Source organism: Cerasicoccus frondis, assembly GCA_031296915.1.
In the GTDB taxonomy this organism is placed as follows: Bacteria; Verrucomicrobiota; Verrucomicrobiia; order Opitutales; family Cerasicoccaceae; genus Cerasicoccus; species Cerasicoccus frondis.
On sequence record JAVDPC010000001.1, the window covers coordinates 246,874 to 270,143 of the forward strand.

15 protein-coding genes are annotated in these 23,270 nt (G+C 45.5%); 8 read left to right on the top strand and 7 right to left on the bottom strand.

The features are described 5' to 3' along the window. Positions 1-44: 44 nt before the first annotated feature. Both RBB63_RS01080 and RBB63_RS01085 read right to left on the bottom strand, forming a co-directional pair. Positions 45-1,892 carry an FAD-dependent oxidoreductase gene (locus tag RBB63_RS01080; protein WP_309380226.1) on the bottom strand — a complete coding sequence of 616 codons (1,848 nt, stop codon included), beginning with the start codon at positions 1,890-1,892 and terminating at the stop codon, positions 45-47. A 202-nt stretch (positions 1,893-2,094) separates the two neighbouring features. Further along, positions 2,095-2,838, bottom strand: a complete 744-nt coding sequence (locus RBB63_RS01085) for a hypothetical protein (RefSeq protein WP_309380228.1) — start codon at positions 2,836-2,838, stop codon at positions 2,095-2,097. 125 nt (positions 2,839-2,963) lie between these two features. Between RBB63_RS01085 and RBB63_RS01090 the strand changes: the two genes are divergently transcribed. Next, entirely contained in the window at positions 2,964-3,989 is a 1,026-nt protein-coding gene (locus RBB63_RS01090) for a LacI family DNA-binding transcriptional regulator (RefSeq protein WP_309380230.1), read from the top strand. Positions 3,990-4,031: 42 nt separating this feature from the next. On the opposite strand, the gene RBB63_RS01095 is transcribed toward RBB63_RS01090, so the two are convergent. Then, positions 4,032-5,048 (bottom strand): vWA domain-containing protein, encoded by a 1,017-nt coding sequence (locus tag RBB63_RS01095; RefSeq protein WP_309380232.1) that lies wholly within the window; start codon positions 5,046-5,048, stop codon positions 4,032-4,034. Positions 5,049-5,430: 382 nt separating this feature from the next. On the opposite strand from RBB63_RS01095, the gene RBB63_RS01100 reads away from it, so the two are divergent. Further along, positions 5,431-7,662 (top strand): alpha-L-rhamnosidase-related protein, encoded by a 2,232-nt coding sequence (locus RBB63_RS01100; protein ID WP_309380234.1) that lies wholly within the window; start codon positions 5,431-5,433, stop codon positions 7,660-7,662. A 141-nt stretch (positions 7,663-7,803) separates the two neighbouring features. Here RBB63_RS01100 and RBB63_RS01105 read toward each other — a convergent pair whose 3' ends face one another. The 3 genes from RBB63_RS01105 to RBB63_RS01115 are packed head-to-tail and all read right to left on the bottom strand — an operon-like array spanning position 7,804 to position 13,420. Next, the gene (locus RBB63_RS01105) at positions 7,804-8,514 is read right to left on the bottom strand and encodes a prepilin-type N-terminal cleavage/methylation domain-containing protein (protein ID WP_309380236.1); all 711 of its coding nucleotides are present in this window, start codon (positions 8,512-8,514) and stop codon (positions 7,804-7,806) included. Between the two features lie 59 nt (positions 8,515-8,573). Further along, complete coding sequence (locus RBB63_RS01110) at positions 8,574-10,871, bottom strand: hypothetical protein (RefSeq protein ID WP_309380238.1); 2,298 nt, start codon at positions 10,869-10,871, stop codon at positions 8,574-8,576. Positions 10,872-10,885: 14 nt separating this feature from the next. Further along, positions 10,886-13,420 (bottom strand): glycoside hydrolase family 38 N-terminal domain-containing protein, encoded by a 2,535-nt coding sequence (locus RBB63_RS01115; RefSeq protein ID WP_309380241.1) that lies wholly within the window; start codon positions 13,418-13,420, stop codon positions 10,886-10,888. A 235-nt stretch (positions 13,421-13,655) separates the two neighbouring features. On the opposite strand from RBB63_RS01115, the gene RBB63_RS01120 reads away from it, so the two are divergent. From RBB63_RS01120 to RBB63_RS01130, 3 genes are all read left to right on the top strand, one after another. Next, complete coding sequence (locus RBB63_RS01120; protein ID WP_309380243.1) at positions 13,656-14,807, top strand: GntR family transcriptional regulator; 1,152 nt, start codon at positions 13,656-13,658, stop codon at positions 14,805-14,807. 95 nt (positions 14,808-14,902) lie between these two features. Further along, positions 14,903-15,763, top strand: coding sequence for a PEP-CTERM sorting domain-containing protein (locus tag RBB63_RS01125; protein ID WP_309380245.1), 861 nt, complete (start codon positions 14,903-14,905; stop codon positions 15,761-15,763). A 184-nt stretch (positions 15,764-15,947) separates the two neighbouring features. Then, positions 15,948-16,787: a helix-turn-helix transcriptional regulator gene (locus RBB63_RS01130; RefSeq protein WP_309380247.1), complete on the top strand. Its 840-nt coding sequence runs from the start codon at positions 15,948-15,950 to the stop codon at positions 16,785-16,787. A 31-nt stretch (positions 16,788-16,818) separates the two neighbouring features. Here the strand turns inward: RBB63_RS01130 and RBB63_RS01135 are convergent, their stop codons facing one another. After that, complete coding sequence (locus tag RBB63_RS01135) at positions 16,819-17,880, bottom strand: LacI family DNA-binding transcriptional regulator (RefSeq protein WP_309380249.1); 1,062 nt, start codon at positions 17,878-17,880, stop codon at positions 16,819-16,821. 173 nt (positions 17,881-18,053) lie between these two features. Between RBB63_RS01135 and RBB63_RS01140 the strand changes: the two genes are divergently transcribed. The 3 genes from RBB63_RS01140 (at position 18,054) to RBB63_RS01150 (ending at position 23,152) form a co-directional block, all read left to right on the top strand. Continuing rightward, positions 18,054-19,835 (top strand): hypothetical protein, encoded by a 1,782-nt coding sequence (locus RBB63_RS01140; RefSeq protein WP_309380251.1) that lies wholly within the window; start codon positions 18,054-18,056, stop codon positions 19,833-19,835. Positions 19,836-20,039: 204 nt separating this feature from the next. Continuing rightward, the gene (locus RBB63_RS01145; protein ID WP_309380253.1) at positions 20,040-21,047 is read left to right on the top strand and encodes a glycoside hydrolase family 130 protein; all 1,008 of its coding nucleotides are present in this window, start codon (positions 20,040-20,042) and stop codon (positions 21,045-21,047) included. Positions 21,048-21,271: 224 nt separating this feature from the next. After that, the gene (locus RBB63_RS01150; RefSeq protein ID WP_309380255.1) at positions 21,272-23,152 is read left to right on the top strand and encodes a sodium:solute symporter family protein; all 1,881 of its coding nucleotides are present in this window, start codon (positions 21,272-21,274) and stop codon (positions 23,150-23,152) included. Positions 23,153-23,270: the final 118 nt, after the last annotated feature.

A 23,270-nucleotide genomic window follows, 5' to 3' on the forward strand; every position in this document is an offset into this window, starting at 1 on the left:
CATGCAGATCATTGCTCTAAGGAAATTTCCTAATGCCTAAAATACTAAGCATGGTTTCGATGTTCTCCAGTCCAATGAGCTTCAGGCCATGAAGTATTTTTCGGCGACTCCGAATAATTTGGTTCGCCAACTTCCAGACTGAAAAACTCCCCTGCTACGCCTCCCCAAGTTGTCAGCAATTTCAACCTTAACTTAGATCCTGCGATTTCTAATGGCAATTTAATACATCGCTGGCAATTGTCTTTGATACTTTTAGCCAACACCCATTTCCCACCTTGAAGGACTTCAATATCCAAATCACGTGGCATAGTTTTGGGCATTTTTGCGTTTTTAGATTTCTTCGGGAATGAGCAAGGTAAACGCTTCTGGTCATGTAAATTTGTTTGTACCACTATGCGAATTCGATACAGATCCACTTCACTCGGCCAAGACAGCTCCAGATATCCACCTTGATCGACTTTAACACTGTGCTCTGCATCCTTTAGCGCACGCTCGATACCATCGGTCAAATTTACGAGATTCCCCGAGCGAATACCAGACCCGTCGAGTTTCGCATCCCTTGTCAGCGTAGGCTGTTCTCTCGTAAAACAAGGTAGCCATTGGTCATCATCCATAAGTCGGTTCTGCAACTCATGAATATGCATTTTAATATCGGACGGCTTTATACACTTATTTACTGACATTGCACAAGCTGCGCCTGCGGCTTGTCCAAGCATCGAGCATGTAGCCATCACTCGAGTTGATGACAGGGCCATATGAGTAGCCGATATGTTACGACCGGCAAACATAAGGTTATCGACGTCAGCACTACACAGCACGCCGAAAGGAATGCCGTAAGGAGAGGGAGCAGCATGAAAAATTGTCGATGGTCCATTATTATCAAATGCGGCAGGCGCATGATCATCCATGGTCCATCCGCCATAGGCAATTATGTCATAAAATTGCCCGCGTGACTCAATATCTTGCTGAGTCAAAGTGTAGTCACCGACATAGCGAACATTCTCACGCTTCCCTGGCAACGAACCGATCCACTCTAATTCCCATTTGTGTCCCCTGCCGTCAGTATGATTTTTAATATAGTCCCACACTCCATAAGCGATCGAATAAAGTTCATCTCGAATACTATCCGCATCTTTGATTGTGTCCATTTCGCCACCAATTTCTATCCACCAGAAGTTGTTTCCAGTAGGCCAAAAACGGGCCGAATGAGGATGATCATCATCAAGCTTTCGTGCAAATGATGGCGGATTGAAAGGTATATGATCGTTCGGATCAATTTCTCTCAATTGTAGCAAAATCGAACTTCCCATAGTCTTCCGATCAGCCATTTCTTTTCCGTGAGGCTCACCGTGCACCAAACTATCCTCGCGGCCCCATCGGTATCCCGCCCCAGAAAATCTCAAGATTGAATCGCCAGAACAATCGATAAAATTGGTAGCTTTTACATCAATCCAAGTATGCCTAGTGAGATGCCATGCACGCAACCCCGTAATCCTTCCTGAGCTAGCAGATACATCACATACAGAGCAAGAAAGGTACAGCTGGATATTTACTTCACGTTCAACCATCTCATACAATACAGTATCCCAAATGGGATATTTAAGATTGGGATTTCTATAATAATTCAACAACTGAATCTCTTCCAAGATACCCGCCTCTTTAAAGTATCGACCATGAGCACCACATATCCACATTCGAATTTCGCTAGAGGCATTTCCACCAAGTACAGGCCTATCTTGTAAAAGTAAAACGCTAGCCCCTTGGCGAGCAGCTGATATCGCCGCACAGATACCTGATATACCGCCACCCACTACGCATATATCAGCTTCAATTGTTTCGATCGGAGCCCGTGTTATCACTGGCATTAATGTAGAATCCGACTCGGATTTCATAATTTAAATTTTTAATAATTTAAAATATCTTACGTAGAGAATAGACATGTAGCCCATCAAAAGATTCTCTCGGCACTGGCATTCACCCGCCATGTAGAGCATTCAACAAAGAAAATGGCGCGCCATACTTTGCTAAAACATATGGCGCGCCACCGAGGAGTGATCGAGAATGACGATCACAATAGATTGCCTAGCACCTAGATTATTTCTTTCGACGCTTAATAACTGCAACGCCCAAACCAAGAATCCCGACCAATAAACCGTACGTACTCACTTCGGGGATTGCTGCGATACTCAAATCACCATATGCGACTGACATATCGGAATCACCAGGCTCGGTTCGGTTCGTGTATGCTACTATGGACGTATTCAAGCCAGTAGTAATGGTATCAAAGCTTGGTGTTACAATTGTTCCAGAACCACCATTTCCAGCCACAGTCAAAGAGACAACTAGGTCTGTTCCAGTATAATCAAAGTCAGCTGTAAAGGTATACAACTCCCCGTTTGCAAAAGTCACGCCTGTATCATTTTGCTCAACACGCACAGTGTCCTGAGCAGTGCCAAGGTTGCGAATGCGAAGTGTGTTCACCGCATTAAAATCGATAATCAGGTAGTTTGTAGTCGGGCTGTTTACACTATCACCAAAAAGGGCCAACCCAAACGAATCAGTATTGATACCAGAAGTGACGGTGAAATTCGTAGTGATAGTAAAATCTTGAGGTGCCCCACCACCAACTCCAGTAACATCTAAAGCAGCACTTGTACGCGTGCCAGCTGAAGTGAGAGTATTCACATAATCACCACTTGAAAGGGCCCAGGTCCCAGATGTCGTAAAGTCAGATACGTCACTGGAGAAGTCGTTGAAGTAGGGAAGCGTAACAGCAGCCGAAGCTGATGTTGCCAGAACAAGAGATGCAAACATAGTGGGATAGATACACGTTTTCATGGTATTCGATTTTTAGCTTTGGGTTTTAGTGAGTTTATAAACTCATTAGAATAATCTCATTATTTAAATATCTTACAGAATTTGAAGCTTGATAGAATGCCAACTGTGGCATTAGCGTAATTAGTATGCGCCCTTCACTACGAGATGTGGCCCTCAAGGCAGGTGTAAATGCGACAACGGTATCACGTGCACTAAAAAACGACCCCAGGGTCAAAAAAGACACGCGTGATAGAATTCTTATCATCGCCCAAGAGATGGGATACCAGCGTGACGCTCGATTAGATGCATTGAATTTTTATCGTAACGCGAAGCGTCAGAATAAATCCAAGGAAGTAATCGCATGGTTGACGAACTTCGATGGTCCACACGATTGGCAAGGCATCGGAACCTACGCCACTATTTTTCGCTCATTATCAAGGATTGCAGAAAAATCTGGATATAGAGTCGATCCATTCTGGATTGAACCGAAAAAAATGCCTCCCAGGCGCGTTAGTGAGATCCTAAGAAATAGAGGAATACGGGGGGTTATCATTGGCGTAGAGAAAGACAATGAGTCTCGGATTCAACTAGACTGGGAACATTTCTCTGCGATTACACTGAGCCCAAGGTCCGGTGCTCCATATTTGAATTCAATAAAGCGAGATTTCTTTCACGATATAGAGTTGTGTGTCAGAAAAATGGTTGAACGAGGACTTCGTAGAATTATACTCATATACCACAAACGCTTCGGAGAGTATGTTGGCAATTACGCAAACGGATCCTTTCTGGCAACAACAAGTAAATTATTGGGGCAATCCGGGAATATTTACTGCTCCCATAGAACTGAATATACTCAAAAACTTCCAATTTGGCTCAAGGAAAGCAAGGCCGACGGTGTTCTCACAACCGCCATTCATCATTACATTGATGCAGTAAAATCAGTTCACGAAACAGAAAGGCCTTTTGTAGCAAGCCTTGACACGCAATTTGAAACGAATTCTGAAATCATACCGGGAATTCTGTATGAGCCAGACGCTTACGCTCAAGTAATATTCAATCAAATAGCAAGCCAACTAAATCGCTTTGAACTTGGTCTGCCTGAACATCGCCTAATAACTTCATTTCCTGGCAGATGGGTTGATGAATCCTCCACGCCGAACGTTACAGACTAGCATTCATACCCAAAAGAGCAATTCCACCCCCAGACTGCTGCATTAACCATCATGATGCTCTATATCTTCAATAGAACTTATCAGTCTAAATTTACCACCAGTTCGACCAGCAATGCGACGCATACCATCTTCGGCCCTGGGCTCACCTAGTGCTATCGTATGGATTCGCAAATCTCTATTTTCCCGTTTCCATTCACTGACCAATTGCAACGTCTCTTCAATATCTTCATCACTAGTAGCACCGTCAGTTAAAAAGTAAACAACCTCTGGTGCCGGTTTCAACGCTCGAGCCAATCTGATGGGATTCTGCCAAACGGTGCCACCTGATATAGGCTCACGATCAATAATGTTTATAATTCTAGCTCGAAAATTATTATTAAGCGGGTGCCAAGTTGGTTTACTCAATACATTAAAATCCTTCGGGCGATGAGTATGCATATCATTGGGACCTCCAGTATAGAGCGGTCGAACTGCATGTTGATTTTCACCCGCATTCCAAGCGGGCCCTGAAAAAAATATAACACTAACCATCATTTGACTATCCAATTCACTGAATGTGCTGATTAGGTGTTTTTTCAACAAATCAATTCGCATCATATTGCTTCCCAGCAACGGATCCTTCATGGACTTAGAATAATCGACAATGAAGCATACACTTTCACTCCGATCACGAATTCCACCAAAACGTAAATTCAATTTTTTCAAGTCAATGCCCGAACCAATTCCAGGTCCAAATCCGCGCCTCCCAATATTTGAACGCGGCTCAATAACGGGAAAGTCTATATCCAAATCAACTAACGGCATATCTCGCGGATCCAGGGCGATGACCTTAGTCGATGATTGTGGTGGCTTTTTATTAGATAGCTGAACCGGAATTTGTTTAGGCGGAGGAACGGGTTCTACCATTGGTGGAGCCACCATTTGAGATTCCTCTTTATCATTGTGAGCATTGATAAGCGTTATACTTCCGATAGCAATTAGCCCAATCACGTGTATCAGCAGACTGATAATTGTAATTTTAAAAAGCGTATTCTTAGCGTTTGATCGTCTTGGGGTCATGGGATTAAATTTATTATAAATAAAGATACCAGTTTCCCAAAATCATGCACCTACAATGTTCCGTTATCCGTAACGAACAATATCTCTATCCTCGACATGATCGGTGCAAAGATCGTTATTCTTTTGAGTAAACCATTGGCTTACATTAGCCATAGATAATTCAAGCATCACCCCATATGCGTGTCATTTAGTAGAAGCCTAGCCACCAGACCCGACACAACATTCACCTTCAGGTAGCTAGATAATATAAAAAATAACGACAGCCCAACAAATGAGCTCATCTCCCCCAATAAACAATGCTATGTCAGCGCGTTGGATATGGCCCCAAAGCATGCACTGGGATTTGCATAATTGCTATGCTCAATTCCGAAAGAGATTCAATTTGAGCACCACTCCTTCAAAAGCAGACATACATATTACAGCAGACCAATCTTACCAACTTCACGTCAATGGGCGCTACGTATGTCGAGGCCCTGCTCGCGGATTTCAACAGAACTGGCCCATTGATGCTGTCAACATTGCCCAATACCTAAAGACTGGTGAGAATTTGATTGCCATAAGAGCCTACAATCCAGGCTACAGCAATTTTCAATATGTTTGCCATGGCTATGCTGGCCTACTGTTTTTCGGCAAAATTGGAAATGAAACGATTATTTCAGATGAAACATGGAAATGCCGAAGACAGTCTGGCATCCAACGATCAAGCGCTCCGGTAAGCATGCAGCTATTTAGCCAGGAAATCATTGATCTGAACGAAGAAGATCCGAACTGGATGCAACTCGGTTATGATGACAGCTTTTGGTCAAATGGCCTACAAAGCTGTGAATGGAATGCAATGCCATGGCACTCATTGAGCAGTAGAGATATCCCATTGCTTCATGAAAACGAAATCTCACCATTTAAGCAAATTGGAGAGCAATCGGGTATATCCCATAAAAGCTACACTCGCGCCTACAATCTGTCCACCCTACGCCACGATGAAGGATTGCAACACACTAAATCTGTGTATGCCCATGGTAACACCGAGGTGGCAGCTACAAAAAAAGGGCATTGGCGAAGTATCCTTTTTGATTTGGAAAAAGTTCATGTTGGTAGCCTCATGCTACAAGTGGACAACGCAATTGGTGGGGAAATCATAGATGCTCATTTTTTTGAGACTATAGACGAAGAATCACTAACTCCAGATTATGCACCAGATGCACATTGCCGGATGGCTTTCGCAAACCGCCTGACTGCAAGACCGGGGAGCTTCAAATATAGTTTTTATCACGCATATGGCTTTCGCTACCTAATACTGACGATACGCGATAACCTGGAGCAATTGATAATCAAACCAACTTTACGCACAGCAGTTTATCCGCATAAGCTTACTGGTAAATTTCATTCTTCAGAGACAGAACTCAACAGAATATGGGAAACGTGTGCATGGACTCAAGAAGTCTGCTGCCTAGATGCGTATGTAGACACCCCCTGGAGAGAACAAGCACAATGGTGGGGTGATGCTCGAGTACAAGCATGGAATACATTTCACATGAGCGGTGATGCACGTTTATTCAACCGAGGCATTCGGCAAATCGCCGCCCAAACGACACCCGATGGACTAACATACGGTCATGCCCCCACGATAGCGCACAATTGTATCTTACCCGATTTTACCCTGATTTGGATTATAACCTTATGGGACTACTACTGGCAGACAGGTTCACTTGCCCCCTTCATGGAACACATTCCTCAGATATTAAATGCCTTAGATTACTTTGAAAAATGGACCGATCCAGATCTAGGACTACTGAAGCACGATAATCGATTCTGGCTTTTTTTGGATTGGACTGAACTACGGAAAGATGGTTACTCCAGCGTTTATAACCTTTGGTATTTATATGCACTGAATAAACTAGTAAAATTGAGTAATTTGGCCGGCCTAACCGATATGGCCAATACTTGCACATTACGGGCAGACCGTCTCAGAATCCATTTGAACAAACTAATTACGGATTCAGGCCTACTACGCGATGGATACACGGAAAATGGTTGCATTGACAACGAAACATCCATTCATGCACAAACGTTGTCCATAATGACTCAACTAAGCCCGGCTAACAATGACGCAATGATAAACAAGCGCCTCCTAGCCTACTTGAATGGAACGCACCAGACTAGTATCCACCCTTCAGCATATTGGATTACATACGTCTACACCGTATTAAACGATTCCGGACATGCATATGATGTCCTTAGAGACATCCTCAAAAGATGGGGGCCAATGGTCGCCCATGGGACCACATGGGAAAATTTTGAGCCAAAGAAAGGACACGAAAGCCATTCACACGCATGGTCGGCGCATCCAATTTTTCATTTAATGCAGATCATCGGGGGCATACGCCAAACAGCTCCAAAGTGGGAATCAATTCGCTATACCCCCCTATTCTATGGAGACTCAGCAAATATAGTCATCCCCACTCCCTTAGGAAATATCTCTTCTAAATGGCAACGTCAGAAATCAGTGATAAAAGGAAACCTACACCTACCAGATACGATGAGCGCAAGCGTGCATCTAATGAATCATAAATCTAAAGCAATCACCGGGAGCTACGAGTATGAAGTTGAACTATAGTGCCATTGAGCTATCACGAATTGCAAATCACTAAATAGAATGGCATTTCAACATCACGCTACACTAACGTTTGCTACAAATGGCGAGCTATTGCACCACCATACCTTCGCAAGCGAAACACCTGCAGCAGATAGAAATTGCTTATGGCTTTTTTCCCTTACTCACCTGAAAATAATAATCGCTTTCCATAAAATCAGAATCCTCCTCAACCGATGAAACATGCCCATCCAGCCAAAGCACATTGGCAGTGTTGCCAGGGTGCCGAAAGTGGACAACACTGCTGGTTGTAGATTCACTGGGGGATCTCAATGTTGACTTCCAGTAAGTCTCCGATTTTGTCGGATCCCATGAATCAGCCATGAAAACAGTTTCAACAGGATTAATAACCTGAAACGACCCAACCATGCGATTACTTTTGTTCACTGATTCAATGTAGGATAGATAATGCCAATTATGGCTATAGCCAAATGTCCCCGGCCTTTCAGGACATATATATACTGGCATGTCTTCATAAGAGCTAAAGCTCTTGCTCGGACCATTGTCACTCTGCCATCCAAGATATGGCGCAAGGATACCCGTCCAATGTCGCATTTGCAATTGTGGACCATCCCCCGGCGAAAAGCAGGGGACGATTCTGCCCTGATTGTCTGCTGACCACATCATTGCCGCCTTACCGATCTGACCTAGGTTTGAAGAGCATTGAACCGCATGGGCCTTAGATTTCACATGCCCGATTACAGGAATGAGAATCGCCGCCAAAATTGCGATTACGGCTATGACAACCAGTAGTTCGGTGAGGGTAAATGCCTTTGCGAGCATTGCATGATATTTAAATCGGGGTATAGTTTTCATAATTATCTACGGATTTAATTACTCAAGTCCACCACCTCTCCACTATTGCCAAGAGGATCTCACAAACTTGACGAAGCCATTTTGCCATCCCCCACACGAATCCATTTTATGAGCATTGGATAATCACGAACGTCAATTGCTTTTATTTGGACGCCCCCATCAACCACATGCCCTACCAATGGACGAGGATCACGACGATCAATAAACTTTGAGTCAATAATCTCAACAGGAGCCTTTGAGGGGCGCCGAACTGGCATTGCCATTAAGTCAATTTCTAAGGGAGCCTCCCAGCCACTATCCCTTATCTCCAATCTTCCATTGTAATGCGGATGAACATCCTTACCCTCCTCGGCAGACCAATAAAATACAAGCAACTCTTCAAACTCACCGTGATCTTTGTAGTAAGTTTGAATCTGAATATCTCCTTCAGGATTATCGGACGCATCGGTAGGCTCAACACTAACATCGACTCCTTGGTACGGTTGATATGTTGAGTCTAGCACAGCATTTAGGTTTTGGGCTGCATTAAACGCGGGCTTCCGCTGGAAATTGCTAGTAACAAGATTGTAGCTAGATTGCTCATTGTAAAAGGGATCCCTAATATTCCGGTAAAGGCAGAAGATTGTGCGCGGGTAAATGCCCATCTTAAAATCCTGCAACGCACGACGCAGTTCATACTTTGCAGCAACCACCCAAGTGAGCTCTTGCTCACCAGCACCATTAATGAGGTCAGGCACCCCATCTTCAGTAGCAGCCAAACGAATTGGCTTATCATCCTCAATGTGATCACTGATCATTTCCTTTAGGTCGTTTATCTGCGCTTCATATGACCCCCATGTAGTCCAAGGATGAAATTCGGATGCATATTCTGGCAAGTTTGCCCTCACTGCAGGTTGGCGATACGGATGAAAGGAAAAAACATCACAATATTCCATCAGGCCAGCATCAAGCACTCGCGGTATCCACGGGTAAGGCTTATCGGCCATACACTGCAGCATCGCAGTACCGGGGCCATAAACGACGGCATCAGGTTGCTCCTCACGAATAACCGCAGAAATCTGCGAGAATAGCTTAACGTAATTCTCTGGTGTTACATAAGGTGTCTCATTTCCAATATTCGGCTCATTCCAAATATGCCAGTGCTTTGTATATGGCTTCAATTGACGAACAATTTGCCGGGTAAATACTTCCGCCTTTTGCATATCCAATGACCCAGGTTCATAATCAAAATCCGCCTCCTTCCCTCTCGGCGCCCAACGCAATGGGTCGATCCGCATCATTAAATTAATGTCAGCCTCTCGCAGCAACTGAGCATATTTTATACTGCGACTGACATTCGAAAACTTTTCTCCCACCTCATGGGGTGTTAGGTCTTTAACTCCACTGTTGGCATGGTAATCAATTGCCCACTTGAATCCAGCTTCCGACATCAGTTCCACCTGACGCTCTATCATGGATGAATCAGCGCCCTCATGCATAATCGTAGTATGAATGCCAAATGGACTATCCGCAATTTCAGCGGATTTCCGTGGTGTACCAACTGGCACTTGCTTACGAATATTTTCGGGCAATTGGTTAAACCTCAACATACCAGAATCAGCTTGAGAAACCGTGAAGTCATCCAGAGCGTCTGTATTCTCCTGAGTATTAGCATTACCATTTATGCGAAAGCCCGCAGCATCTATTTCAATACCCGCCGGCAGCCTAGTCGACAGCCAACCATCATCATGAGTAAACAGCCGCACTTCAGTCTCATTTTGCTTCAGATATGGATAGACTTTACCATTTAAGCGATCATAGCTGAGACCTATCTCAATTGGCTTACCTTGCTGGTAAATGATCTCCGGGTAGTTTTTCGGGCCTCCTGACAGAAGTTGGTTTTTAACACCATCGCTGTAAAGCGCCCAATGGCCATTTGGCTTGAACAACATCCATATGGTAGCCCCTTGCTGATTACTAGCAAACCAATCTTTCCCACTAGAATCTGCGAACAAGGCGACGGCCAACCAGTCAGCAGTTTCCGGCTTTACCAATGCACTAACTGTAGTGATGTCGCCAGGTTCGTTTAGCCTGATTCTAGCCTCGCCACTGGTTCCACCAGCTGCAAGCACTACTTGATCCTCCTCAGAGATGACCAATGTTTTATCGGAGGTAATGACTTCCCACTGCCCCCCCCCTTGCTCAACCTGTAAGCGATGAAGAGCCGTGTAAGGTGACCGCGCCTCATCTTTGACTGAAAAAGTGTCTTGGACGTAAATGGATGCATCATCGTGTGGACTCGCTTGGGTCCAATGCGTCAATGTAAGGAGTCCAGCCAGCGCGATACAGTGGCCAAGTGGTTTCATGTATTTTTCCATTATAGGGTATTTCATTAAATTTCAACAATGTTGATTCTCGTTACAGTTAAACTGGGCAAATCGAGCCTCCATGTAATAATTTCTCCGGGCAGAATTCGTCCCAGACGTATCGGCTGCCCCATCCATTTGCCATCCACGCATCCTACCGAAAATGATGAGATATTTTGAATTCGGATATCCAGAGAATCCTTTACCATAGCAGTGATAGCGAGCAATTGCAGTCTATCGTCATCAATCTCCAGCAGTGAGCCAGAAGGATTCAACTGCTCATTTGGTCCCAATAATGGACGATGAGCAGGTACAGTTTGCACACATAGGGGCTCTTCTAATAATTTAGACAAACGCGGAAGAGCATCAACATTTGGCGTCAACAGCGCATCAAAGACATGCTCACCCATATCCGCACATGGCCTCCAACGTTGATCGTCTGCCGCACGACGAACATCACTTGCATATCTGGAGGTTCGGGCAATTGTAGCCCTAAATTCTCTATCGATTGAATCGAACCCATACAATGCGTTGCTGGCAAATCCTATATCATCATCCGCCACGACCCAGCGCCCACCGGGCACCTCGCCACATGCTTTACGGACAATAGAACCACCAGGCACCTCAAATTCTGCTGCTCCATCACTACGAGTTGTCGGCAATATGAGCTTCATCCGAACTCCCCGGTCTGCCATAAATGCGCGCATTTTCAAATCAACTTGATTGGAGCCGATAGAAATTGAAACGATAGCTTCAAGAGAAGATTTGCACAGAGCGCCCTCAAACAGCACCCATAGCGACTGACGCAAGGGACCATATTCAAGGATTTCGACTTTAGAAATAGTAAGTCGCTCAACTTCACTGGTAAGCCTCCAAGAATCCTCCTCTTCCTTCATGCCCCCCCATGAACCCCAATCATCTTCATATAGACGCACTTGCATCCCCTTGCCCAACCAGGCTTCACCATCACGCTTAAACTTTAAAGAATGATCACCAATTGACGCATCAACAGAAAGCTGAGGTTCACTAAACTCTTTAAGTTCCTCACATTTTTCCGACTCACAATAGCCGACTTGCAACAACTGCCAGCCCATTGGAGCAAGAGATACGGGAGTTAATACTCGAGCCCTCCAAGCACAATCAGGCAAACTATCATGCTCGCAATTTAATTGTTGGAATACAATCGCCTCACCGGATGAAGCATTCGTTACACGCAATGGAGCTTGACCAGGCCGATATTGCCACAAAGGCCGATAGTCAAGAGACACCTCGACTTCAACATGCTTGGAAACGGCAAAGGGGTGTGGGTTCCAAATTAAAACCGGCTGTGGCAGCGGCGCATCATCACCAACCTTCCAGGCGCCTTCATGTGTATTGATCTTTGAAGCGAGTGAAGTGAGCGACACCAGCATTGAGGCCCTAGCATCATCATGCACGCGCCCCAATTGCGCTAACTGATCCACATACGCACGCTCGATAGATGTGCCTGGTAAAATATCATGAAATGCATTAAAGAGTGTTCGATCCCAAGATTCATCCAGATCAACTTTTCTCTGTTGAACACCCGCGCCAATTAGAGCAGACTGCGTCTTCTCTGAACGGATAAGCGATGTTTCGATACTACGATATGCAAATTTGAAACGAGCAAGAGAAGCACTACATCCACGAAGACAGAAATTCAACTCACCTTGATGCACATCCAATACATCTTCGCCCTTCTCTAATATCTCACTACGTAAATCCGAAAAGAATCCATGCAAACCGGAATGAACTACCTCAACTTCAGGATGTCTTTGCGCCCACTCTTCGATCTCTATTAGATGAGTCCTAGACGTGCCTCCGCCATGATTCCCCAATCCGTAGAACATTGCGGCAGTGTCCAACCCTTCTACGCTAGCCCTTGCTAAACAGGTATCCAACCGCTCAGAGATGCCAGACCGCTCACTGGAATACCAACCGTCATGAGGGCGATATGCCAATACCCTACACCCACTTGGCCCCTGCCACCAAAACGCCTGCTGCCGAAGTGGCAATGCAGATTGCTGCGGTCTAGTAAAAGCAATACTGTCCATACCTGCGGCAGTCAATATTTCGGGCATGCCAGCTGAATGACCAAAGGAATCTGCAGCCCATGCGGCTGTCACATCGACGCCAAAGCGTTCACGAAAATACCGTTTACCACGGATAAACTGGCGCAGCAATGATTCAGTCGCCGGCAGGTTCGTGTCTGGTTGAATCCAATTCCCTCCAACAATCTCCCAACGCCCCTCAGCAATCAATTCTCCAATTTCATGAAAAAGCCGGGGAGCATTTTTTTCTACGTAGTCATACAATGCGGCCTCGCCACGAATAAAGTGAAACCGAGGAAAGGTTTTTAGCATTTCGACCATTGCACGGCAAGTTGCTATCCCCTCATTCATACCTTCAGGCCAGTCCCATAGCCAAACCGGATCTAGATGCGCATTGCCAATTAAGTGCAGCTTAAGGGCACGCTCAGATGATACAGATGATGCCAAAGAAGCACCCACTTCCTTCGAAACAGCTTGATAGTTAGGGGTCATAATTTCAACTCTGCTAGAGTTCAGAGCATACAAATGCACTCTTTTGGTATCTTTGTAAATACCTAAACACCTAAAAAACGAATGCCAACTAACACTCTAACCCTCCCAGCACCATAGTGCCCCAAACTTGAGCAATCCCAAACCTTCAGATCAACACTCAAGCGCCCACATATGCACAAGAATGGCACTTTTGGTATTGCCATAAACACCAATTTGGCATTTAGTCATTCTCGCAATGGGAATCATTACTCCAAACGCGAAACGCCCTGCCTACGAAACAGCCGCAATAGAAATACAGCATCGCCTATGCGCAATGAATGCTGGTGATCGAATACCAGCTGAGCGCCAACTATGCAAAGACCTTGGCGTGAGTCGCGTTACCCTTCGAAAAGCGATGGAGGGGCTTCACCGCGAGGGTTATCTAGAAACTCGCCAAGGAGGAGGCACAATACTCCTAAAAGAAGTGGCCCCTCCCACAAGCAACACTGCCACACCAACAAAATTTTTAGGCTTAGTCGTCCCATCCATCGAACATTCCTTCATCTCCCGAATAGTCAGAGGCTTTGAATCCCACACTTCAGAAGCAGAATATAATATGGCGCTAGCCCACGACTATGGCGACATGGACCTGCAAATCAGCCAACTTAAAAGAATGCTAGACAGCGGTATCAGCGGCATCGCCATATACCCCGACAGCGGGAATATACTTCGCCCTGAGTTCTTAAAGCTTATTCAGAAGTTAAAGAATTCCAATACTCCAATGGTCATGATTGATCGCTATGTGCCAAGCGCTGACACAACAACCATAATGTCCGATAATGTACAAGGGATGTACATGGCAACCGAACACCTAATACTAACTGGGCACCGCAGAATTGGCCTACTTTCCTTTGGACCAGAAGGCGGTGTCACCGATAAAGATAGACGCAAGGGCTTCCTTCTTGCCCTCAAGGACTATAACCTCCCACCTGAACCAAATTTCGAGATAGAACTTGGCACGAACGGCCACGAGGAATCCGCACAAGAAGCGATCACCAAGCTCTTAGAAAGTAGCGATGCGCACACTTTCGATGCGATCGCCTGCATGCAGGATAACATGGCATTCGGTGCCCACATGGCAATCCAATCTCACAAATCAATCAACATTAACGGAATTGGACTAACCGGCTACGATAACCTAAACCGTGAAATATATAGAGCCAATGGATTAAACCTATGCAGCATTGATCAACCCGCCGAAGAAATTGGTCGCAAGGCTGCACATGCCCTCATCTCTAGCATTGAACGCAAGCCAGAAACGAAACGAGCTCAACACATATTATTAAAACCCTGCCTTAAGCTTAGAGCTTCCAGCGGAACGAGCGATCACCCTAGCCACACTCATTAACAACACCACCCCCTTACCAACTCTTAGTATTTAACCAATCAATATGCGTTTTACCCCATCAGATAACCCTATTCGCATGACATCCCCCCATACTCATGGCAAGTTTTGATATTCCCATAAAACAATATAAAGTTATGAATAAAACTACCTCATCATTAATTCTTGCAGCAGGCATCTCCGCAGCACCCGCCTTCTCGCAAACCATGCTCTTCGACTTTGGACCAACCACAGTCACAGGAGCTGACCTCACCAACAGCCCCGGGCACGAGGATGGCGGATTAACTGGAGCTGATACATCCTGGAACCTCGTTCAGGTCACGGATATCAGCTCCGGCTTAGTCACCTCAACAGGCACCGCATCAGCAGTCGGAATAAATCTAGGCGTAGAATCAACTAGTTCTAGCAACATCATCAACTTTGGATCACAACCGTCAAGTAGCAGTCAACTAGGCACCCAGCTATTCAGCGGAGTATACTCCAACACCTCAGTAGCTAGAGATGGCATCTTTAATAGCTTTAATTCCGAACCGTGGGCAATAGGAGTCAAACTCGATGGACTGGCTGCCGGCGAATACAACATATATATTACAGCACGTAACACCAATACCCTCACAGCGCAACCCACCACCGTTTTTGGCGACGCGATTTCTAATACCGACGCAACATTTGACTATAATTCAATCACCGGAAGCTCAATCGCAAACGGAACCAATTCAACATCAAGCGGGCCCTATACAGGCTTTGAGGAAGGTGGAAATTATGGTTTTCTAACCATAACACTCTCCGCAGGCCAGAGCCTTGCATTAGCGATCAGTGGAGATGGAGCCGGCAATGACGGACGCGGCTTTCTAAACAGTATAGAAATTGTAGCCGTGCCGGAACCAAGCACATACGTCACCTTGATGGCAAGCCTGACACTATTAGGAGCGCTAGCCATAAGACGCAAAAAGCAGTAAGAGATCGGGCGTCGTTAGATTTCGCCCATAGTTTTCAATATCATTAAATATGCAGCATTCCATTACGCCATGGAATGCTGCAACCTCATAAGCAGTTCACATAGTGAATCAGTACAGCTTGGTATTATCAATGAGCTCATAAAATACCCAAACTAACCTACCTTCGCTCCATAAAACAACACCAATGACACTATACGAATGGTCCTCCCTGAGCGTTCGATTAATTTGGTCCTACGAAGGAGTTCCAGTTATATCCTCAGGAGAAAGGGAAATCAAAAGTCTTGTTGCATGGTTCATCCGACAAGGCAGTGTCACACTTGAGTATGGCAAAGCCAGAGTAACAGCAACCAATGAGCAGTGGCTTATGCCACCAGTAGGGCCAAGCTATCGCACCTTTAGCGACGATGCAGATATAGTGTCCATAAGCTTTACTGCCTCATGGGCAGACGGCAAATTGCTATTCAACGAATCAAGCGCCCACATACTCAATCACCACGAGCACCCCACGCTATTAGCAGCCGCAATCCCCCTACAAAGCTACATCGCAAGATATTTTCCTGATGCGCAAAACGCACTACCCGAGACATCAATTCACATTGATCAGTACTTAAAATTAAAAGAGCTACTATATAGTTGGATTATTAAATATTGCAGTGCCATGATAGCCGATGGCGCAATACATGCCCGCAATCCAGACGTTGACCCCCTTGCGTTCGACGCCAGCTCCAAGATCCACAATTGGCGCTTCAAAGAACCCTTCACTGCCAGCAACCTAGCAAGCTCACTAGGCCTAAGCACATTTCAGCTCAATCGATTATTCATAGATGCATACAACAAAACAGCGCATCAATATTTTGAGGATACAAGATTGGAATCTGCGCTAAATATGCTCAGACAGGGAGACATGAAGGTTAAAGAAATCGCCTACTCGCTTGGATTCAAACAGGCATCTCACTTTTCTCGATGGTTCAAAGACCACACGCAAATGACCCCCGCGAGCTATAGAGAAAAGCGCCCCAACTAACAGGCACTGCAAGACGAATTTAACGGACACATCAAAGCGTAGTGCTACCAGATTGCCAATGCCCTCTATTCATGACCATCTTTGGAGCTTCAGGCACACCGCGCTCATTCTTAAGAATTTGCTCGACTACTAAATCCATAGCAAGCTCACCAATCGCAGAGGGATGTTGATCGATACCCGAGTGAGACTTGACGGCATCCACACAATCCAAGTGAGCAAAACCAGCATCATCTGGAACCTTCAATCCCGCCGCCCTAATCCAGTCGGGGATGCGATCATCAAGCCCCATGACTGCGTCAATATTGTGCCTAAGCAGCCACTTTGAAAACACATCTCTCTCTAGACGCAATGGACGACAGACCGGAACCAGCTTTCGACTAGCATGATACTCCCGCTCAGCAGCATAGCCAGCCACCCACTTCCGCTCGACCCGCTCGTCACTTTCCCCTGAGACCGCCAGGCCAATTCTTTTATATCCTGAACTCAGAAGCTGTTGATAGGCAATCCTGGCAGAAGTGTATTGGTCATTTACTGCACGGTGCAAATCGGGAGCAATCAAACTATAGCCTATAGATGCCGCAGCAAAGTAGTCCAAATCAATTTTAATGCATCCCGGCTCTGGCAAAGGTGCAAATATAACACCTGAAACCCCTCTAGCGCGCAAAATACTGCTGGCGCGCTGAGGCGTCATACCTGAATCATACAGTGAAAGATGTTCAAGCCTATAGCCCAATTGATCAGCGCGACTAGCTGCCCCATTATATGCATTTACAGTAAAGGGATAAGACCTCCACTTATTTGCAGTCGGATAACTGGTCAGATAGCAAATAGTATTTACATCTTGATTCTGCTTCCCCCCCTTTAACTGCACCATGAGCGAAGAGACCCTGGGATCTGGTCGATATCCCATCTTTTCAGCTTCTCGCAATATACGCCGCCTTGTCTCCATCTGAATTTCAGGATGATTGCGCAGAGCACGTGAAACCGTCATCGCTGACACACCACATTTTTGCGCTATTTGCCTCAAGGTGGGTCTACTACTATGCATAAAAACAATTAAGATTGTGAAATCAATCGGAGAATAATCCTGCATTGCACCCCGCTACAATCAGCATCTTCGTTACGTGTAACGAGTCAAGCATCTTGTTAGCAATAAATCAATCACTCATAATTAAGTCCGTAAACAAACCTTTTTACTAAAAGGTCAAAAGCTACCCTTTCTGACTGAGACAACATAGTCAGATTTCAACACAACCCCATAATAGAATGTATAAATCAAATGCTTCCCCACTTAGCAGATTAGCCCTACTAACATGCACCATTGCCCTATCCTCGGCTAGCCTATTCGGTCTCAGCGGTAAAATAGATAAGGACGTTTATGGCATAGGCATTGAGCGTGACGAATTCTTTGCATATGTTAATTCAGCCCAAGGCGATGGGACGCCCACAACTGAGCTTCACGGCTGGCTAGACGAACTGGGAGTTGGCCATATCCGTACCAGCGTCCCACCTTTTTATGGATCTACATATAATGCGAATAAAAGCACATACGATAATGCTTGGTCCGATGTAACGGATTTTTGCGAACAGTATGGATATAAAATCACATTCCATTTCAATACCTCATGGTGGTCTGAAACAGCCGACCGAGAAGCCGTCCTTGCTGCATTTAGGGCAAAAGTAGCACAATACAAAGGCAAGGTTCATTATTATGAACTTGGTAACGAAGTAGACATTCCACTCTACAATCAACACAACAACATACAAGGAAAGCCTTGGACCACGATTGCTCAACACAAAGAATGGCTCATCGACTATTCACAGGTTATTCGCGAAGAAGACCCTGGTGCCAAAATCATCATGGCATCTATGGCAGGCGCATCCCATAATGGAAAAATATATGGCTGGCTTGAAGAGATGCTCGACGCCGGTTGTGGCGCATATGTCGATTACTACTCCCTGCACACCTATTCGCACAATTCGGCCAGCAATCCTGCGAACGACAACTACGTAACCCTAATTCAAGCTGTGCGAGATATGGTCGATGCTGCAAATGCACCGTTCCGACCTTTACTAATTACAGAAGGTGGATATGCACTTAGCGGACCATACGCACACTCCTATGCCGACTCGGGGTATCAGCAACGCTGGAACACACAGCGACTAATACGCTTTTGGGCGAAAGACATCGCGGACATCTACCCAGTCGAGAGAGTCGACACCTTCATCCTCAAAGACTACGCGGCCGAACCGTACGGCTTTGGCATGCTATCCAGTGGCAAAGTAAAAAGGTGGCACTTTCACGGCCTCCAGAACCTCTTCTCCCTACTGGATGGCGCACGCTTCATGCAAGAGCGCAACGTTGGCAGCGGCGGAAAATGCTACGAATACATCAAGGAAGGTGGTCAGAAAGTAGCCGTCGCGTGGCGAACGAACTGGTCAACGAACCATGTAACAATCCCCACAGGCAGCGACTTTGCTCAAGTCATAAAACATGGTGGCAGTTCACCCGCCTACCCGGAATCCACATACAATAATACAGCAGCTGTAACATTCTCGTATTCGCTGGAACAAAAGTATCTACTCACGGGACCAGCACTCTACTGGAAAGAAGGAGAAGACTATACATGGAGCAACTCATCATCCTGGTCCCAGTGGAGTCACAGCGATAGCTACGATGGTAAACATTTAGCACTCTTCACAAACTCATCAGGAACACGCTATGTATCCTATACATTCGACCTTGCAAGCGGTGGACACTACAACTTACGTGTCGTATCATCACCCGGAAACACAAACTGGGCATCACCATTTGAATACCGCGTCAACATAGGAAGTTCATTTGACTACGGAAGCATGCAAGATGGCGAAGCCGAAGCCACCAGCAAATACTTCGGAACATCCAATGTAATGGCCTGGCGCAATCTTGGCGGTTTTAATCTACCCGCAGGCACAGTAACCATTACATTCAAAGTGGATAGCCCCAGATCATTGGACGGCAAACATGCCTTCTTCCTAGATGCAATCTATCTGGAGCGCGAATACTAATCGGCGTAAGAAAAACATTCAACATGCGAGGGCGGCCAAATTGGCCGCCCTCATTCTTTTCGTTACGGCTAACGATATCGGGCAATTGCACAGAACACCCGAATCAATTCAATGCGCAGATACATATGCCAGTAAACTCAAATCGCATAAATCCATTGGTGCGTATGGATTTGAGACATACATCAACCCCACATCCATCAAAATATGTCAGTATCAAAGTATCCCAATAATCCAATTCTCACCTCCCACAACATCCCATATCAAGCAGACTGCGTCTTCAATGCCGGGGTCGCCAAAATTGATGGTGATTACATAATGATCTTCCGGAATGACTATGACTATAAAGGTGGAACCATATTCGGCGGATGTAGCCTCGGCCTAGCGCGCAGCAAAAATGGAACATCCTGGACAGTCGAACCCAAGCCAATACTTACCATTGACCAAGCGCGAGAGCAATTCGGTCATTCGCACGATAATAGATTCGGCCCCGAGGAGATCATACGCGTGTATGACCCAAGGATCACGGTTATTGATAACCACATTATCCTCTGTACCGCCATGGACACTAAACATGGCGTCGTCGGTTCTATCCTTAAGACTGACGACTTTAGAAACTTTGAGTTATTATCAATCACGACTCCGGATAATCGGAATATGGTATTATTTCCAGAGCGTATAAATGGAAAGTATTATCGACTTGAGCGTCCATTTCCAACTTATGGCCGTGGGAAACCTGAAGCATTTGAAATTTGGTCATCAGCATCACCCGATCTGCGTCATTGGGGCAATAGTCGACTAGTGCTAGGGAGTGAAGAAGTGCCATATGCCAACTGTAAAATAGGACCCGCCGCACCACCAATAAAAACACCCCAGGGTTGGCTAACGACGATTCATGCAGTGATGAAAAACGAGAATGAGCAGTTACACGCTTGGGGAAATCAAGTGTGGAACAAAACATACTTCGCCGGAATTATGCTCATGGATATATCTGATCCACAGCGCGTCATAGGCATGTCCAGCAAGCCGCTGATAACTCCCGATAAATCCTACGAACTAAAAGGCTTTAGGGGAAGCGTAGTTTTTCCAGGTGGAATGATCCTAGAAGACAATGGTGAAGTCAAAATTTACTATGGCGCAGCTGATACACATGTAGCGTTGGCGACAGCACATGTCGATGATCTACTATCACTGTGCGAGCCTATCTGTTCGTGAAATCAATAAATCTTCTTTTCATATATCTAGAAATTCATCTTGGCCAATCTAAATAATCCCAACAGAAGCGCATCACACAGAATTTCTGCAAAATCATTTATCTAGTTCATTACTGCCGGACCGAACTTAAATAGGCCCAGTATAGTTATTATTTGACCATGCACCTTGTAGACTGGATACTACTAATCCTTCCGATCGCAATTCTAGTATCCGTAGCCATACGGATGAACAAACAGATGAAAAGTGTCGCCGACTTCATGTCTGGTGGACGACTTGCGGGGCGCTACTTATTGACAGTTGCTAAGGGAGAAATGGGAGCAGGCGCTGTTGTATTTGTAGCTCTTTTTGAAAAATTCGGGCAGGCAGGTTTCGCAATATCGTGGTGGGGATGGCTCAACATCCCAATATTGCTGATTGTTTCGATTTCTGGTTTCGTTGTTTACCGCTACCGACAAACGCGCGCAATGACGTTAGCTCAGTTCTTCGAGATACGCTATAGCCATCGATTCCGATTATTTGCAGGGATATTGGGCTTTGTGGCAGGAATTCTAAACTTTGGCATCATACCTGGAATTGGCGCTCGCTTTATGGTCTACATCTTGGGCCTGCCGACTGAAATATCAATATTTGGCCTAGAGATGGCTACATACATACCCCTCATGGCGGTGTTCTTATGTGGCACTCTTGCGCTAACACTCTCAGGCGGCCTGATCACCGTCATGATAACTGACTGCATTGAGGGAATTTTCTCTCAGATATTTTACATCATCATCATCGTTGCGCTGTTGGTGATGTTTAACTGGGATCAGATTGTTGAAGTCCTCGGCAACAAGCCATCAGGACATTCAATGTTCAATCCCTTCGATTCAATGAAAGTCAAGGATTTCAATTTATGGTTTGTGGCAATGGTCCTGTTTACAGGGATTTATGGCACTATGGCATGGCAAAATGCTAGTGGGTATAACTCCGCATCTATCACTCCACACGAATCACGAATGGCGGGAATTTTAGGGCGCTGGCGAGAACAGGGAAAATATGCATTGGTGACACTCCTGGCTATTTGCGCAATCACCTTCATTCAGAATCCAGACTTTGCAGCACAGTCAGCACCGGCAACTGAAGCTATTACGCAAATTGATGATGCTCGAATTGCTAAGCAAATGGAACTGCCAATATCCATATCCTACCTATTGCCTATCGGAATCAAGGGACTATTTTGTGCGGTTCTGTTGATGGGAATATTTGGTGGCGACTCGACTCATTTACACTCGTGGGGTAGCATCTTTGTTCAAGACGTGTGGATGCCTTTGCGCAAAAAGCCATTTAGCCCCAAAGGCCACATCAAAGCACTTAGGTTGGGCATAATAGGCGTCGCCGTTTTTGCTTTTCTGTTCGGAATATTTTTCCGCCAAACAGAGTACATATTAATGTGGTGGAGCGTAACCACTGCCATATTTGTTGGTGGTGCCGGATCCGCCATTATTGGTGGACTCTACTGGGACCGAGGAACGACTGCTGCAGCATGGGCATCCATGTTGACTGGCTCAATACTTGCAGGTGGCGGGATTCTACTGCGTCAGATCTACGGATCAAACTTTCCTCTCAACGGCGTTCAAATCGGATTCTACACAGCCCTTATTTCGATTGTAATTTACGTGATCGTTTCATTTATCACCTGCAAAACTCCTTTCAATATGGATCGGATGCTGCATCGTGGCGAATACGCAATCGAGGGTGAAAGTGACGCCATCCACGGCAAGCCACCCTTTATTCAACGTCTGATAGGTATCGATGGCAACTTTACCACAGGAGATAAATGGATCGCTTTTTCGATTTTCGCTTGGAGCATGACGCTGTTCTTCATTGTTACCATTGGATCAATTTGGTACCTTATAGCTCCTTGGCCAGAAAGCGTCTGGATCACTTACTGGCATATCCAAGGGGTCGGCGTCCCGATAATTTTAGCGTTCATTACCGGTATTTGGTTTACCTGGGGAGGCCTTAGAGACATGAGGCGCTTATTTACACGCCTAAAAAGTGAAGTGGTAGATATTCGTGACGATGGCACTGTTATCGATCACCACAATGCAGATGAGCAAAAATAACATCACGGATGGGCACATCGTTACGTGTAACGAAATACTACCATTGCCCAAGAACTGCATCTAGTACAAACTGAAGGATCAACTCGGATGCCAACCTGAGACCAGTGTCAATAATATC